Origin of the sequence: Pseudohaemophilus paraphrohaemolyticus (genome assembly GCF_003253115.1) — a bacterium.
Taxonomy (GTDB): Bacteria; Pseudomonadota; Gammaproteobacteria; order Enterobacterales; family Pasteurellaceae; genus Haemophilus_A; species Haemophilus_A paraphrohaemolyticus_A.
The window spans coordinates 127,617-142,783 of the sequence record NZ_QEQF01000004.1 but is presented as its reverse complement, the minus strand read 5'-3'; the positions used below and the strand labels follow the sequence as shown (position 1 = coordinate 142,783).

Sequence of the window (15,167 nt, the reverse complement as noted above, 5' to 3'; positions counted from 1 at the left end):
AATTTGGCGAAAATTTCAGCAAAAAGAAAATCAAATGTTAAATTTTGTGAAGCAGATCACGGATTATTCCTCCACAAATCTATATTATCTGGAGCAAGTTGTTAGGGTATAACAATTTAATGACTCTCTAAAATCTCTCTATGTCATTCCACTTAAGGGGAAATTCTATGAAAAAAATGATTTTAAGTGCTGTAGCATTCGCGGTTGCATTAGGTTCAGCAGTAGGTACTGCTCAAGCGAAAGATCGTATCGGTGTGACCATTTATAAATATGACGATAACTTTATGGCGTTAATGCGTAAAGAAATCGAAAAAGAAGCGGCTCAACATAAAGATGTCGAGTTGTTAATGAATGACTCTCAAAACACACAATCTATCCAAAACGACCAAGTTGATGGCTTACTTTCTAAAGGTGTGAAAGCATTAGCTATCAACTTAGTAGACCCATCAGCAGCACCAACCATTATTGGTAAAGCGAAAGGGGATGATGTGCCGGTGATCTTCTTCAACAAAGACCCAGGTGCAAAAGCGATTGGTAGTTATGAACACGCTTACTATGTGGGTACAGACCCGAAAGAATCAGGTGTGATTCAAGGTGACTTAATTGCGAAACAATGGAAAGCGAACCCTGCGTTAGACTTAAATAAAGACGGTAAAATCCAATACGTATTATTAAAAGGTGAACCAGGTCACCCAGATGCGGAAGCACGTACAAAATACGTTGTAGATGAATTAAACAAACAAGGTATTCAAACTGAGCAATTATTCATCGACACTGGTATGTGGGATGCGGCAATGGCGAAAGATAAAACTGACGCTTGGTTAACTAGCCCGAAAGCAGACCAAATTGAAGTGATTATTTCAAACAACGATGGTATGGCAATGGGTGCATTAGAAGCGACTAAAGCACACGGTAAAAAATTACCAATCTTCGGTGTGGATGCGTTACCTGAAGTATTACAACTTATCAAAAAAGGTGAAATTGCAGGTACTGTGTTAAATGATGGTGTGGGTCAAGCGAAAGCTGTTATCGCATTATCAACTAACCTTGCAGCAGGTAAAGATGCAACTGCAGGCACAGAAATTAAATTAAAAGATAAAGTCGCTCGTATTCCTTATTTAGGTGTTGATGCAAGCAACTTAGATAAATTCTTAAAATAAATTATTAAAACACGAGGCACAGGCGTGTTCGCTGTGCCTCAATTTTTTACACGGAGTGAGATATGACAAGCGAAGTACTACTCACAATGACAAACGTTAGTAAGTCGTTTCCTGGGGTAAAAGCCTTAGACCACGCCAATTTAACGGTAAAATCGCACAGCGTACACGCCTTAATGGGTGAAAACGGTGCGGGGAAATCGACTCTTTTAAAATGCTTGTTTGGTATTTATGCAAAAGATGAAGGTGAAATACTGTTTTTAGGTAAGCCCGTTAATTTCAAAACTTCTAAAGAGGCACTTGAAAATGGTATTTCAATGGTTCACCAAGAGTTGAACCTAGTTAAACAAGTGAGCGTAATGGATAACCTTTGGCTCGGACGTTATCCACTAAAAGGCCCTTTTGTGGATCATGATAAAATGTATCGTGATACCAAAGCAATTTTTGATGAATTAGACATTGATGTTGATCCAAGAGAAAAAGTGGCAAAACTCTCTGTGTCTGAAATGCAGATGATCGAAATCGCCAAAGCTTTCTCTTACAATGCTAAAATTGTCATTATGGATGAACCGACTTCTTCACTTTCAGAAAAAGAGGTAGAGCATTTATTTAAAATTATCCAAAAATTAAAAGATAGAGGCTGTGGCATCATCTATATTTCACACAAGATGGATGAAATCTTCAAAATTTGTGATGAAATTACGATTTTACGTGATGGTAAATGGGTTAACACGGTTGCAATTAAAGACACTTCAATGGATCAAGTGGTTTCTATGATGGTAGGGCGTGAATTAACCCAACGTTTCCCAGAAAAAACCAACATACCACAAGAAGTGATTTTAGAAGTGGAACGTTTAACCGCGAAAAACCAACCGTCTATTCAAGATGTCAGCTTCGAGCTACGCAAAGGCGAAGTTCTTGGTGTAGCCGGCTTAGTGGGTGCGAAACGCACCGATATTGTAGAAACTATCTTTGGTGTGCGTGAAAAAGCAAGCGGTGTGATTAAACTTCACGGCAAAGAAATTCGTAACCACAACGCTTTTGAAGCGATTAACAACGGCTTTGCTTTGGTTACCGAAGAGCGTCGTTCAACAGGGATTTACGCTAATTTAAGTATCGAATTTAACTCCCTCATTTCAAATATGAAATCGTACTTAGGCAAATTCGGCTTATTGAGTAACAAAAAAATGAAAAGCGATACCCAATGGGTAATTGACTCAATGAACGTAAAAACCCCATCGCACGGCACATCGATTGGCTCACTTTCAGGCGGTAACCAACAAAAAGTGATCATCGGACGTTGGTTATTAACCCAACCAGAAGTGTTAATGCTAGATGAACCAACCCGTGGTATCGATATCGGGGCGAAATTTGAGATTTACCAACTGATCCTTGAACTTGCCAATAAAGGAAAAGGCATCATTATGATCTCATCGGAAATGCCAGAATTACTTGGTGTTACCGACCGAATTATTGTGATGAGTAATGGTAAAGTGGCGGGCATTGTCGAAACGGCAAAAACCTCCCAGGAAGAAATCTTACAACTTGCGGCAAAATACTTATAAATCAGGAGTGAATTATGTCTGCTGTACAACCTAACAAAGCACTTAATTTTCTGAAACAAAATGCCATCTATTTTGTGTTATTGATCTTACTTATTATCATCATCGCACAAGATCCTAGCTTTTTGAGTTTACGAAATTTTAGTAACATCTTAACCCAATCTTCAGTACGTTTAATTATCGCTCTTGGTGTCGCAGGGCTGATTGTTACCCAAGGTACCGACTTATCCGCTGGTCGTCAGGTCGGTCTTGCTGCGGTAATCTCTGCTACGCTCTTACAAGCAATGGATAATATGAACAAAGTATTCCCGAACCTTGCTGAAATGCCAATCCCAGTGGTGGTGCTTATCATATGCGGTATCGGTGCAATTATCGGTTTGTTTAACGGCTTTGTGATTGCTTACTTAAACGTAACGCCATTCATTGCCACAATGGGGACAATGATCATCATCTATGGTATCAACTCACTTTACTATGATGCAGTAGGTTCATCACCAATCGCAGGCTTTAGTGGAAGCTTCTCTGACTTCGCACAAGGTTTCTTCCGAATTGGTGGCTTTAAGCTCTCATACATCACTATTTATGCAGCGATTGCAACCGTGATTATGTGGATTTTATGGAATAAAACTCGCTTTGGTAAAAATGTATTCGCGATTGGTGGTAACCCAGAAGCTGCAAAAGTTTCAGGCGTAAACGTGGCAATGAACTTAATGGGCATCTATATGGTATCTGGTATCTTCTACGCCTTCGGTGGTATGTTAGAAGCAGGTCGTATCGGTAGTGCAACCAACAACTTAGGCTTTATGTATGAAATGGACGCAATTGCAGCTTGCGTAGTAGGTGGTGTGTCATTCGCAGGTGGTGTGGGTACAATTATCGGTGTAGTAACAGGGGTGTTAATCTTCACCGTTATCAACTACGGCTTAACCTACATCGGCGTAAACCCTTACTGGCAATACATCATCAAAGGTGGCATTATCGTCTTAGCAGTAGCAATTGACTCATTGAAATACGCGAAGAAAAAATAGTTAATCAGAATAAAGTAAGGGCAATTTACCCTTACACATCAATGACAAGCGGTCGAATTTGCAATATTTTTTGTAAACTCGACCGCTTGCATATCCCTTACAACACGAAAGAAAAAGGAGCTTGCTATGCTAAACATTGTATTTTTAGACCGCACAGGTATTCCTGCCACACACGATATTCCTCGTCCAAGTTTTCCGCATAATTGGGTGGAGTATGACCGAACTAGCGCGGATGAAACCTTCGAGCGTACCAAAGATGCGGATATTATCGTGACAAGCAAAGTGTTGCTTGGGCGTGAATTATTGGCGAAATTACCCAAATTAAAACTGATTGCGATTACTGCAACAGGCACAAATAATGTGGATTTAGTGGCCGCAAAAGAGTTTGGAATTTGTGTGAAAAATGTCACAGGTTACTCTTCTGTGACCGTGCCAGAACACGTGTTGGGAATGATCTTCTCGCTCAAACATAGCTTAATGAGCTACCACCATGATCAAGTGAGTAGCGACCGTTGGGCAACTTGCGGGCAGTTCTGTTACACCGATTATCCCATTACCGATATTCGTGGCGCAACGCTTGGCGTATTCGGCAGAGGGAACACCGGGGCTGAGGTGGCACGCCTTGCACAAGCGGTCGGAATGAAAGTAATTTTTGCAGAGCACAAAGGTGCGAGCACGATTCGTGAAGGTTACACCCCATTTGAAGAGGTGTTCAAACATGCGGATGTGATCACGTTGCATTGCCCGCTTACGGAACAAACTCAAAACTTAATTAACGCAGAAACCTTGGCATTGATGAAACCAACAGCTTATTTGATTAACTGCAGCCGTGGCCCCGTGGTAGATGAAAAAGCATTGTTGAATGCGTTAGAAACTTACCAAATTGCAGGTGCTGCGTTAGATGTGCTGGTAAAAGAGCCCCCAGCGATTGATGACCCACTCATTCAAGCTGCAAAACATTTACCAAACTTGTTGATTACGCCACACATTGCGTGGGCAAGTGATTCAGCGGTAACGACTTTGGTGAATAAAGTTGCGCAAAATATTGAAGAGTTTGTGAAAACTGGCAAGTAATTAATGTTTTAGCAAAAAGAGGGAAGATGGTAAGATGGTCTTCCCTTTTTTACTATCTCCCCTTGTGAGAGAGACAGATTTTTACAAAGCAACGGTTTTGTGAAAATCATAGAGAGGGGGACTGAAAACGGAGTACGAAGCCGCTTTTGTAAAAGAGCGGTCAAAATTGACAGCTTACCCCTCTCCCGAATTTTACTTCTGAATAAAGCGAAATTCACCCTCTCGCACAAGGGGAGAGGCTAATCTTTCAACATAACATTATTGATAGAAAACGATGAACTTTACCCCCCTATTTATCGCTTGGCGGTATTGGCGAACGAAAAGTACCGACCGCTTTGGGCGACTGGTGACCAACCTCGCCAGCTTTGGCATTGTGCTAGGTGTAATGGCATTGGTGGTTGTGCTTTCCATTATGAACGGCTTGGAAAATATGCAAAAGCGTAATTTGCTTTCCACACTGCCACATGCGGTTGTGATGCCAATTGATGGGCATTTTACAAAAAATGAGCAACTGCCCCAACCAAATTTTGTGATTCAAGCCAACCCAATTAACAGCACGAATATCATTATTCAAAGTCAGCAAGGGATTGAAGCAGGCTCGCTAATTGGCGTGGAAAACGCCCAAGATGATCCGCTTTTAAATGGCGAAAATGTGGCGCAGCTTCTGCCCGAAGGCGAATTTAACGTGCTAATTAACTGGCAATTGGCTCAAAAATTGAATCTGAATGTAGGCGAAAAAATCCGCATTATGATTACTGAAAACAGCCAATACACACCGATGGGACGCGTACCGATGCAACGTCTGTTTCATATTTCAGGGTTCTATTATGCGAATAGTAATGGCAGCGAATATACGCTGTTTGCGAATTTAGCAGATGTGGGGCGACTGCTCAGGATCGATAACGAGCATATTCAAGGCATACGCTTGTATTTAAACGATCCGTTCCAAGTTACCGAATTAAGACGTTACTTCCCTGAAGAACAATACCAAATCCACGATTGGCGTGAGCAGAAAGGCGAGTTTTTCCAAGCGGTGAAAATGGAAAAAAATATGATGGGTTTGTTGGTAAGTCTCATTATCGTGGTCGCAATTTCTAACATTATTACCTCGTTAAGCTTAATGGTGGTGGATAAGCAGGGAGAAATTGCGATTTTGCAAACTCAAGGCTTAACAAAACCGCAAGTGATGCAAATCTTTATTTTCCAAGGCTCGATTGTGGGAATTATCGGCTCAATTTTAGGCGTAATATTAGGCGTAGTTGCTGCGATGAATTTAGATGTCTTGATCGCAATAATTAACCCTGCGATTGTGTTGCCAACTTTGGTTTCTCCAACGCAAATTACGGTGATTGCGGTGGTATCGATTTTATTATCGCTCGCATGTACGCTTTATCCCGCATTTAGCGCATCGAAAATTGAGCCAGCTCAGGCGTTGAGGTATGAATAAAATGCAGAATAATGCTTTTACTATTGCAGAAACCGCTGAATTTTTTTCTGTATCAACTGCAACAATTCGAAATTGGGTTAAAACTGGCTATCTATCTTTAATCGAAAAAGGGAAAATTGATAAACAATCTGTATTTGAATTTAAAGCGAATAAATTAGGAAAAGAGAAATTAACTTCTCGGGCAAACAAATCCCAGAAGGATAGCCATAACCATCAAGAACTTACCAAATTTATTCTTCAAGAGATAGAGAGTAATAATATTGCCTATCTTGGTAAGAGATATGAAGAAAGTTTATCTGATTCTTATAGAAATAAAGAAGGAATTTACTACACTCCTGAAGAAATAGTTAATGATTTACTCAATATAAAAGGTGATTTATCAAAAAAAACATTTCTAGATCCTTGTTGTGGTTCTGGAAACTTTATTATGCGTGCTATAGAACTAGGTGTGAAGCCAGAAAATATTTATGGCATAGATATTGATCCACTTGCAGTAGAAATTACTAAGAAACGTATAAAAGAAAAGACAGGGTATATTTCAGAAAATATTATTTGTGCTGATTTCTTAGAAAAGTATAAAGAAAATGGTTTAGAAGAATATGACCTTATTTATACTAATCCTCCATGGGGTAAAAAAATAGATAAGAAAGATAAAGAGTTTTATGCAAATTTATTAAATGCAGGAACAAGTAATGACACTTGCTCTTTATTCTTTTTCGCATCTCTTTCTCTGCTAAAGAAAAATGGTAATTTAGGATTGATTTTACCAGAAGCATTTTTCAATGTTGCGGCATTCGAAGCAGCCAGACAAGAAATGTTAAAGTATGATATTTTAAACCTAACAGATTATGGTAAAGCATTTAAAGGTTTACAAACTGGGGCAGTTTCTTTTGTTTTGAATAAAAGAAAATCAAATTCAGATAAAGATATTATCTGTAATTATAAAGGCAATATCTTTAATAGAAGTGCAAAATCGTTTATTTCTAATCCAAAATTAATTTTTAATTTAAATTGTGATGCTCAAGAATCCAAGGTTATTGAATATTTATTCAGTTTACCATATGAAACATTAGAACATAGAGCTAAATGGGGATTAGGTATTGTAACTGGAAATAATGCAAAATTCCTGAAAAAACAACCATTTACTGATTCTATTCCTGTGTTTAAAGGGTCTGATATTACGAAAGAAGGATTAAAATCTGCAACCAATTTTTTATCAAAGGATTTCTCACAATATCAGCAGGTTGCACCTAGAGAAATATTTGAAGCAGAACAAAAGTTAATTTATAAATTTATTTCTTCTAACTTATGTTTCTACTATGATAAAGACAAGTATTATGTATTGAATAGCGCTAATATGATAATAGTTGAGAAAGGTTTTCCTGTTTCTATGCAAGTATTATCTGATTTATTTAATAGCAGTTTTATGAATTGGGTCTTTAATAAGTTATTTAATACCCATAAAGTATTAAGAGGTGATTTAGAGCAATTGCCTATCTACCCTCAATTTATAAAGGATAACTTATTTAATGAAATTGAATATTTATCATTATTAGGTTTAGTTAAGGAAAAAAATGGAACTTTCAGAATTAAAAAATAGAATTATCTCTTCTTTCTCTGGTAGTGAAAAAGATCTTATGGATGTTTTACAAATGATAGAAGATGATGGAGCAGTCTATCCTTTCAATGAGTATGAGCATCTTATTATTTCTCTTATTGAAAAGAAAGGTTTAACTTACGAGCAATACATTGATATTAGAACAGAATATATCAATTCAAATCCAAACTTATGGATATTTGAAATCTCAGCACCTCGAGATTTTGGCGAGAAATTTGCACAAACTTATGTAAAAGGGAAAAGTAATAAATTGCTTTCTCCATCTAAAAAATTAGATGCTGATTTTAAAGGTGAATATGATTTATGGCTAGATGGAATCAAAATTGAAGTTAAGGCTTCAAGAGCTGTAGATTCTGATAGCGATGGACCTTTATATATTAAAGCATTATCAAGTAATACTCATAAACGCTTTTTAATGAATTTTCAACAATTAAAGCCTCAATGTTGTGATGTGTTTATTTGGCTAGCGGTATTTCGTGATGAAATTATTCTATGGGTTTTAAATTCAGATGAAGTTGCCTCTCATAAGTCCTTTTCAAAAGGACATCATCGCGGAAATTATGGTAATGAAGGTCAGTTACATATAAAAAATGACAATATAAATCTGTTTGATGAATATAAATTAAGTGACAATGATATCGAAAAAGCGATTAAAGATGCTGTAGCAAGAAAAGGTAAATCGTAATGACAACATTACTCCGCTGTGAAAACATAAGTAAATTTTATGACGAGGGCGATCACAAAGTTCAGGTATTGAAAGAGGTTTCTTTTTCAATGAATGGTGGCGAGCTGGTGGCAATTGTAGGGAGTTCAGGTTCGGGCAAAAGTACGCTTTTACATATGCTTGGCGGATTAGACCAACCGAGTTCGGGCAAGGTGTGGATTCAAGATCAATCCTTGCAAAAACTGAGTGCGAATAAACTTGCGAGCTTACGAAATCAGCATTTAGGCTTTGTGTATCAGTTCCATCATTTGATGGCGGATTTCACTGCATTGGAAAACGTGATGATGCCGATGTTAATTGGAAAACAGAACAAATCGGAAGCAAAAGATCTTGCTGAAAAGATGTTGCAGGCGGTCGGATTATCTCACCGAATTACTCATCGTCCATCAGAGCTTTCAGGCGGTGAGCGTCAGCGTGTGGCAATTGCTCGTGCTTTAGTGAATAATCCTGATTTAGTACTTGCAGATGAGCCAACAGGGAACTTGGATCAAAAAACCACCGAGAGCATTTTTGATCTGATTAAACAGCTCAATGCAGAACAAAATATCGCGTTTTTATTGGTGACCCACGATCTAAATTTGGCCCAAAAACTCTCGCGTCGTTTCGTGATGCGAGATGGTGTATTGCGTGAGGAAGGCTGATGAACACTCCGTTTTTTATTAGTTGGCGTTATCAAAAAGGTAAGCAGAAAAATCGCCTTGTATCTCTGATTTCGTGGTTTTCTACAATAGGAATTGCCTTGGGCGTGGCAGTGTTGATTATTGGTTTAAGTGCAATGAATGGCTTTGAGCGTGAGCTTAATCAGCGTGTGCTTTCCGTTGTGCCACACGCGGAAGTTTATGCGTACGATGGCAATAAAGAGGGCGTAATTAGAGATCCTGTTCAGCTCGAAAAATTGGTTAAACAGAGTGAAAACGTGCTTGCCACCGCCCCATTTATTACCTTTACAGCTTTGATTGAAAACGGCACGCAGCTCAAAATTGCTCAAGTGCGAGGTGTTGATCCGCAAAAGCAAGAGAGCGTGAGCCAGCTTGGGCATTTTGTGCAAGGTAATCAATGGGATGTTTTTAAAAAAGAAGGCGGTTTGATTTTAGGAGCAGGCATCGCGAAAGCACTCGAAGTAGATGTAGGCGATGAGGTGACTTTGTTGCTGCCACAAGCAAGTGAAAACGACCGCTTGGCTCAGCCGTTGCGTTTTAACTTACCAATTACAGGCATTTTGAAATTAGAGGGGCAGTTGGATTACAGCTATGCCTTGCTACCGATTGAAAAAGCACGAGAATTGTTAGATTACGAACAAGGCGAAGTGACGGGCGTGGAGTTGGCTTTGCGTTCTCCCTTTGATGTGCAGCAGTTGGATCTTTCGCAATTAAATCACTTTAATCAACCGCTTTATTTGAACACTTGGGTCAATAAATTTGGCTATATGTATAACGACATCCAGCTAGTTCGCACAGTGATGTATATTGCAATGGTGCTTGTCATAGGTGTAGCGTGTTTCAACATTATTTCAACGCTGGTGATGGCGGTAAAAGATAAGCAAGGTGATATCGCGATTATGCGAACACTTGGGGCAAATAACGGTTTTATTAAACGGATTTTCCTCTGGTATGGCTTACTTTCAGGCATGAAAGGGGCGGTATTAGGCATTCTGCTTGGTGTGGGGTTAGCTTTAAATTTAACCAGTATTATCAAGGGGCTGGAAAACCTATTTGGCATTCAGGTGCTTTCTGAAGGCGTTTATTTTGTCAATTTCCTACCAAGCGAATTGCATTGGCAAGATATTGCTTATGTGTTGCTTGCCACCATTGTCTTGAGCTTATGCGCAAGCCTCTACCCTGCATCACGCGCAGCAAAATTAGAGCCTGCGAAGGTGTTGAGTGGGTATTGATTTCCCCCTATCCTTACCCCTCTCCGATTAAGGGAGAGGGGATTTATTTAAAATATGATAAATTTCCGAACATAAAAAGATTGAAATTTAATCATTTTATCCACTATTTTGCCTGTTATCTAATCAAACACTCTCCATTTTCTAGTTTTTTCTTCAAAAAAACTTGAAACTGTATAGTAAACCACTATACTGGCATCCAGTTAAGTTGTTCAAAATTGAACAGAATATAACCATTTTTAAACTAATTTATGATACAAGGATTAACCTATGGCAGCAGAGAAAAAAAGCAATAAAAACGTTGTAGTAAAGCAGACAGATCCAGCACAACGTGAGAAAGCCCTTGCAGCGGCATTAGCGCAAATTGAAAAGCAATTTGGTAAAGGCTCAATTATGAAATTGGGTCAAACAGAGAACTTGGATATTGAAGCGGTTTCAACTGGTTCACTTGGTTTAGATATGGCGTTAGGGATTGGCGGTTTACCGATGGGGCGTATCGTTGAGATCTTCGGGCCAGAATCGTCAGGTAAAACAACCTTAACGTTATCAACCATTGCTCAAGCACAAAAAGCGGGTAAAACTTGTGCCTTTATTGATGCGGAGCACGCACTTGATCCAGTTTATGCACAGAAATTAGGCGTAAACACCGATGATTTATTGATTTCTCAGCCAGATAACGGTGAGCAAGCATTAGAAATTTGTGATGCATTAGTACGTTCTGGCGCAGTGGATGTGATTATCGTGGACTCTGTAGCGGCATTAACACCAAAAGCAGAAATTGAAGGCGATATGGGCGACTCACATATGGGGTTACAAGCTCGTTTGATGTCTCAAGCATTACGTAAATTAACGGCTAACATCAAAACCACTAACTGCTTGGTAATCTTCATCAACCAAATCCGTATGAAAATTGGCGTGATGTTTGGTAACCCAGAAACCACGACAGGTGGTAATGCGTTGAAATTCTACTCTTCTGTGCGTTTAGATATTCGTCGTTCAGGTGTGGTGAAAGATGGCGATAACATCATTGGTAGCGAAACGAAAGTAAAAGTGGTGAAAAATAAAGTGGCTCCGCCATTCCGTGAAGTAAACTTTGATATTATGTATGGCGAAGGTATTGCACGCACCAATGAATTACTTATCTTGGCTGAAAAACAAGGCTTCATCAATAAATCTGGTGCTTGGTTCTCTTACGAAGGCGAGAAAATCGGTCAAGGTAAAAATAATGCAATTAAATGGTTAGCCGAGCATCCTGAAGTGGCGGCGAAAATTGAAGCAGATCTTCGCGAATTATTTATGAAAAATCCAAACACTGCATTAGCTCCTAGTCCGAAAAAAGGCAAAAAAGACAAAGGTGCAGATGATGTTGAAGAAGTAGATACTGATATCGAAGAATTAGAAAATATTGAAGAAATCGAAGAAGAATTCAACGAAGAAGAGCTTTAATCATAGTCATGATCAAATGCGACAGAAATGTCGCATTTTTTCTATACCAAATCAATAATGACAGAACAAAAAATTACCGATAAAAAAGTACATAAATACAGTGCTTTAAACTATACGCTTTATCTTCTTTCGAAACGAGATTACACCGAGAAGCAGCTCCGTTCAAAGCTCAAACTTAAAGAGTATGACACGGTTGAAATTGATGAAGCCATTACAAAAGCACAAGAGCACAACTGGCAAAGCGATGAACGTTTTTGTACCTCTTTTATTCGCTATCGTTCCCAACAAGGAATTGGACCGCGTCGCTTAAAGCAAGAACTGAAAATGAAGGGCGTGCCAGAATACTTAATTGCAGCTGCGATGGACGAAGCCGAAGAAGAGATTGATTTTTATAAAATTGCCGAGCAAGTTTTTGAGCGAAAACGCCCACATGTTTGGGACATCAAAGCAAAGCAGAAAATGTGGCGATTTATGGTCAGCCGCGGATTTTATCAGGATCATTTTAGTCATTTGATGGAAATAGATTATAATGACAACGATGATGAATTCGATGAATAAAGAATAATGCAAGAACAAGAAATACACAGACAAGTGGTGCTAGATACCGAAACCACGGGGATGAACTTTAACGGTGCACCGCACATTGGGCACAATATTATCGAAATTGGAGCAGTTGAGGTCATCAATCGCCGCTTAACAGGGCGAACCTATCACGTTTATATCAAGCCACCTCGCGAAGTTGAAGAAGAGGCGATTAAAGTTCACGGCATTACTAACGAGTTCTTGCAAGATAAGCCCTCTTTCGCCGAAATTGCTCACGAGTTCGTGGATTTTATTAAAGGTGCAGAACTTGTTATTCATAATGCGCCCTTCGACGTGGGCTTTATGGATCATGAATTTTCATTCTTGAAAAATCCGCCACCAAAAACAGCTGAGATGTGCACCGTTACCGACAGCCTTGCAATGGCTCGTAAAATGTACCCTGGTAAACGAAACAACTTGGATGCACTTTGCGATCGCTTAGGCATCGACAATAGCAAGCGTGTCCTCCACGGGGCATTACTGGATGCGGAAATTCTGGCTGATGTATTCCTAATGATGACAGGCGGTCAAATTGCCTTGCTAGCAGATGAAACAGAAGAGAACGCACAAGCGGTTGAATCTCAAGAAGAAATTGCAAGAGAAGACGTGGATTCCAGCGGAACTATTGTTTTCCAAGCCACCTCTTCTGAGCTTGAAGCCCACGAGGCTTTTATGGCGTTGATCAATAAAAAGTCAAAAGAGAATTGCATTTGGCTGAAACGAATGGAAACGGAAAGCATACAGTAAACTAAAAATGGCTTAGAACTTAAAGTACTAAGCCATTTTTTATATGCTTGGAATTTACCCCTTCACAATCCCCACCAACTCACGAATATCTTTAACCTCATAAGTTGGTTGGATTTTTGTGTCATTTACAAGATTCGCATGATTAAACCAGCAAGTATCAATGCCGGAATTGTAGCCGCCTAGAATGTCGGAAGCGAGGGTATCACCCACCATAAGAATCTTGGTTTTATCTAGCTCATCCATTTGCGAAAAGGCATAATCAAACACTTTTCGGTCTGGTTTTGCCACGCCAATTTGTTCAGAAACGACGACAATTTCGAAGAATTTTTCGGTTTGGGTGTTTTGCAAACGTTGCTGTTGTAGTTCGGTAAAACCATTAGTAATAATACCCATTTTAACTTCAGGATAAAGTGCTTCCAGCATTTCCATAACGCCATCAAGCGGCTTGCTGACTTTTGCCATTTCTGCCATCAATTCCTGGTTAAGCTGAATTTGGTGCACGCCTGTTTGCTCAGCTAATTTGGCAAAACGACGCATTTGAATATCTTCTGCGGTGATTTCATTATTTTGGTATGCAACCCAAAGCAATTTATTGACCGCTTGAAAAGCATCGTAATCTTCACGCGTAAAATCAATGCCATAGCGCTTGAGCATTGCGGTTAAGCCTAAGTAGGAGTTGAACGAAAAGAGCGTTTCATCCGCGTCAAAAAGAACCCAGTTATATCTCATTATTTTCCTTATTTATAGCTATTTTTAATCTCTTCAGTAATCCAATCAACAAAGCATTTCACTTTGGTGCTTTCCGCCATTTGTGGAGGATAAACCACGTAGAATGCTTTTTCATCGTAAACATTGGTCATTAACGGCTCAACCACTGAACCTTCTTCGATCTCATCTTGAGCAAGCATTCGGTTTGCGACCACGACGCCCTGCCCGTGTTTTGCTGCTTGGATGCCCATTGAGGTTGTGCCGAACATGGGACCTGTTTCTATGTCCATATCGAGCTTGAGATGCTCTACCATCTGTTTCCATTTGGTTGAAGAGCAAACGTGGATCAAGTTTTTACCCGCCAGATCTTCTGGTTTTTCAATAGGGTTATCTTTCAAATATTCTGGCGAAGCGAGTAACATAATGCGTGCTTTTACCAGCTCAATCGCTTCTAAATTGTTCCAATTACCGTTGCCGTAATAAATTGCAACATCGGTATCTTTGCCGAATAAGCCTTCATCTTGTGGCATTGTGGTTAAACGTACTTCAATATCTGGATAGCGTTGGTGGAAATCATTTAAACGTGGTACAAGCCAGTGCATACCAAATGAAGGCGTGGTGCTGATTGCCAAAATTTGGCGAGCAGTTTTAAGTTTAACCTTTTCCGTTGCTATCGCGATTTTCTCTAAAAGCGGTTGAATTTCAGCAAAATATTGCGAACCTAGTTCAGTAAGTTCAAGTAAACGATTTTTACGATGAAAGAGTTTCACGCCTAAAAAATCTTCCAAAATTTTAATTTGATGACTCACCGCAGCTTGAGTTACAAAAAGATCTTCCGCTGCTTTTGTAAAGTTAAGGTGGCGTGCTGCCGCTTCAAAGGCTTTTAATGCATTGAGTGGTGGGAGTTTTTTATTCATAAAATTTCCTTTTTCAGCTTGAAACGCCACTTATAAAGGCGCATAATCAAACTCGTTTTTGCTATTCCTAATAAAATAGCGTTTCTTTATTATCCCTGCTATTATTGCATTATTTTTTCTAATAGTCTAAATAAAAAATTCTCGCTTGTTTAACTGCTCCGATATCTCTATAATCATTGCCGTACTTAGACGGATAGTGATAGTGATTTTACTATTTCTAATTTTAAGTATGATGTTGTGTTTGCATATTGGTCTAGGAAACTAGACTA

Annotated in this window: 14 protein-coding genes; 12 read left to right on the top strand and 2 right to left on the bottom strand. The window is 39.2% G+C overall.

Features of this window, described 5'->3' with window-relative positions; genetic code table 11:
* The first annotated feature begins 167 nt into the window (after nucleotides 1–167).
* The 12 genes from mglB to dnaQ all read left to right on the top strand — a co-directional run bounded on the left by mglB (nucleotide 168) and on the right by dnaQ (nucleotide 13,273).
* A complete protein-coding gene (mglB, locus tag DPV92_RS05745) occupies nucleotides 168–1,160 on the top strand; it encodes a galactose/glucose ABC transporter substrate-binding protein MglB (RefSeq protein WP_005709023.1) in 993 nt (330 codons plus the stop codon).
* Between the two features lie 62 nt (nucleotides 1,161–1,222).
* The gene (mglA, locus tag DPV92_RS05740; protein WP_111312551.1) at nucleotides 1,223–2,722 is read left to right on the top strand and encodes a galactose/methyl galactoside ABC transporter ATP-binding protein MglA; all 1,500 of its coding nucleotides are present in this window, start codon (nucleotides 1,223–1,225) and stop codon (nucleotides 2,720–2,722) included.
* Between the two features lie 14 nt (nucleotides 2,723–2,736).
* Complete coding sequence (gene mglC, locus DPV92_RS05735; RefSeq protein WP_111354061.1) at nucleotides 2,737–3,747, top strand: galactose/methyl galactoside ABC transporter permease MglC; 1,011 nt, start codon at nucleotides 2,737–2,739, stop codon at nucleotides 3,745–3,747.
* Between the two features lie 126 nt (nucleotides 3,748–3,873).
* Nucleotides 3,874–4,821, top strand: a complete 948-nt coding sequence (locus DPV92_RS05730; RefSeq protein WP_111354060.1) for a 2-hydroxyacid dehydrogenase — start codon at nucleotides 3,874–3,876, stop codon at nucleotides 4,819–4,821.
* A 274-nt stretch (nucleotides 4,822–5,095) separates the two neighbouring features.
* A complete protein-coding gene (locus tag DPV92_RS05725; protein WP_111354059.1) occupies nucleotides 5,096–6,268 on the top strand; it encodes a lipoprotein-releasing ABC transporter permease subunit in 1,173 nt (390 codons plus the stop codon).
* Complete coding sequence (locus DPV92_RS05720; RefSeq protein WP_111354058.1) at nucleotides 6,261–7,868, top strand: TaqI-like C-terminal specificity domain-containing protein; 1,608 nt, start codon at nucleotides 6,261–6,263, stop codon at nucleotides 7,866–7,868. The genes DPV92_RS05725 and DPV92_RS05720 overlap by 8 nt, the downstream gene beginning before the upstream one ends.
* A complete protein-coding gene (locus DPV92_RS05715; RefSeq protein WP_111354057.1) occupies nucleotides 7,843–8,571 on the top strand; it encodes a hypothetical protein in 729 nt (242 codons plus the stop codon). The genes DPV92_RS05720 and DPV92_RS05715 overlap by 26 nt, the downstream gene beginning before the upstream one ends.
* Complete coding sequence (gene lolD / locus DPV92_RS05710) at nucleotides 8,571–9,251, top strand: lipoprotein-releasing ABC transporter ATP-binding protein LolD (protein WP_111354056.1); 681 nt, start codon at nucleotides 8,571–8,573, stop codon at nucleotides 9,249–9,251. Before DPV92_RS05715 ends, lolD begins: the two co-directional genes overlap by 1 nt.
* Nucleotides 9,251–10,501, top strand: coding sequence for a lipoprotein-releasing ABC transporter permease subunit LolE (lolE, locus tag DPV92_RS05705; RefSeq protein WP_111354055.1), 1,251 nt, complete (start codon nucleotides 9,251–9,253; stop codon nucleotides 10,499–10,501). Before lolD ends, lolE begins: the two co-directional genes overlap by 1 nt.
* 267 nt (nucleotides 10,502–10,768) lie before the next feature.
* Entirely contained in the window at nucleotides 10,769–11,944 is a 1,176-nt protein-coding gene (gene recA / locus DPV92_RS05700) for a recombinase RecA (RefSeq protein WP_111354054.1), read from the top strand.
* Nucleotides 11,945–12,001: 57 nt separating this feature from the next.
* The gene (recX, locus tag DPV92_RS05695; protein ID WP_111354053.1) at nucleotides 12,002–12,502 is read left to right on the top strand and encodes a recombination regulator RecX; all 501 of its coding nucleotides are present in this window, start codon (nucleotides 12,002–12,004) and stop codon (nucleotides 12,500–12,502) included.
* Nucleotides 12,503–12,508: 6 nt separating this feature from the next.
* Nucleotides 12,509–13,273 (top strand): DNA polymerase III subunit epsilon, encoded by a 765-nt coding sequence (gene dnaQ / locus DPV92_RS05690; RefSeq protein ID WP_111354052.1) that lies wholly within the window; start codon nucleotides 12,509–12,511, stop codon nucleotides 13,271–13,273.
* Nucleotides 13,274–13,327: 54 nt separating this feature from the next.
* Here the strand turns inward: dnaQ and yjjG are convergent, their stop codons facing one another.
* A complete protein-coding gene (gene yjjG / locus DPV92_RS05685; RefSeq protein ID WP_111354051.1) occupies nucleotides 13,328–14,002 on the bottom strand; it encodes a pyrimidine 5'-nucleotidase in 675 nt (224 codons plus the stop codon).
* 8 nt (nucleotides 14,003–14,010) lie between these two features.
* The gene (locus DPV92_RS05680; RefSeq protein WP_111354050.1) at nucleotides 14,011–14,898 is read right to left on the bottom strand and encodes a transcriptional regulator GcvA; all 888 of its coding nucleotides are present in this window, start codon (nucleotides 14,896–14,898) and stop codon (nucleotides 14,011–14,013) included.
* Nucleotides 14,899–15,167: the final 269 nt, after the last annotated feature.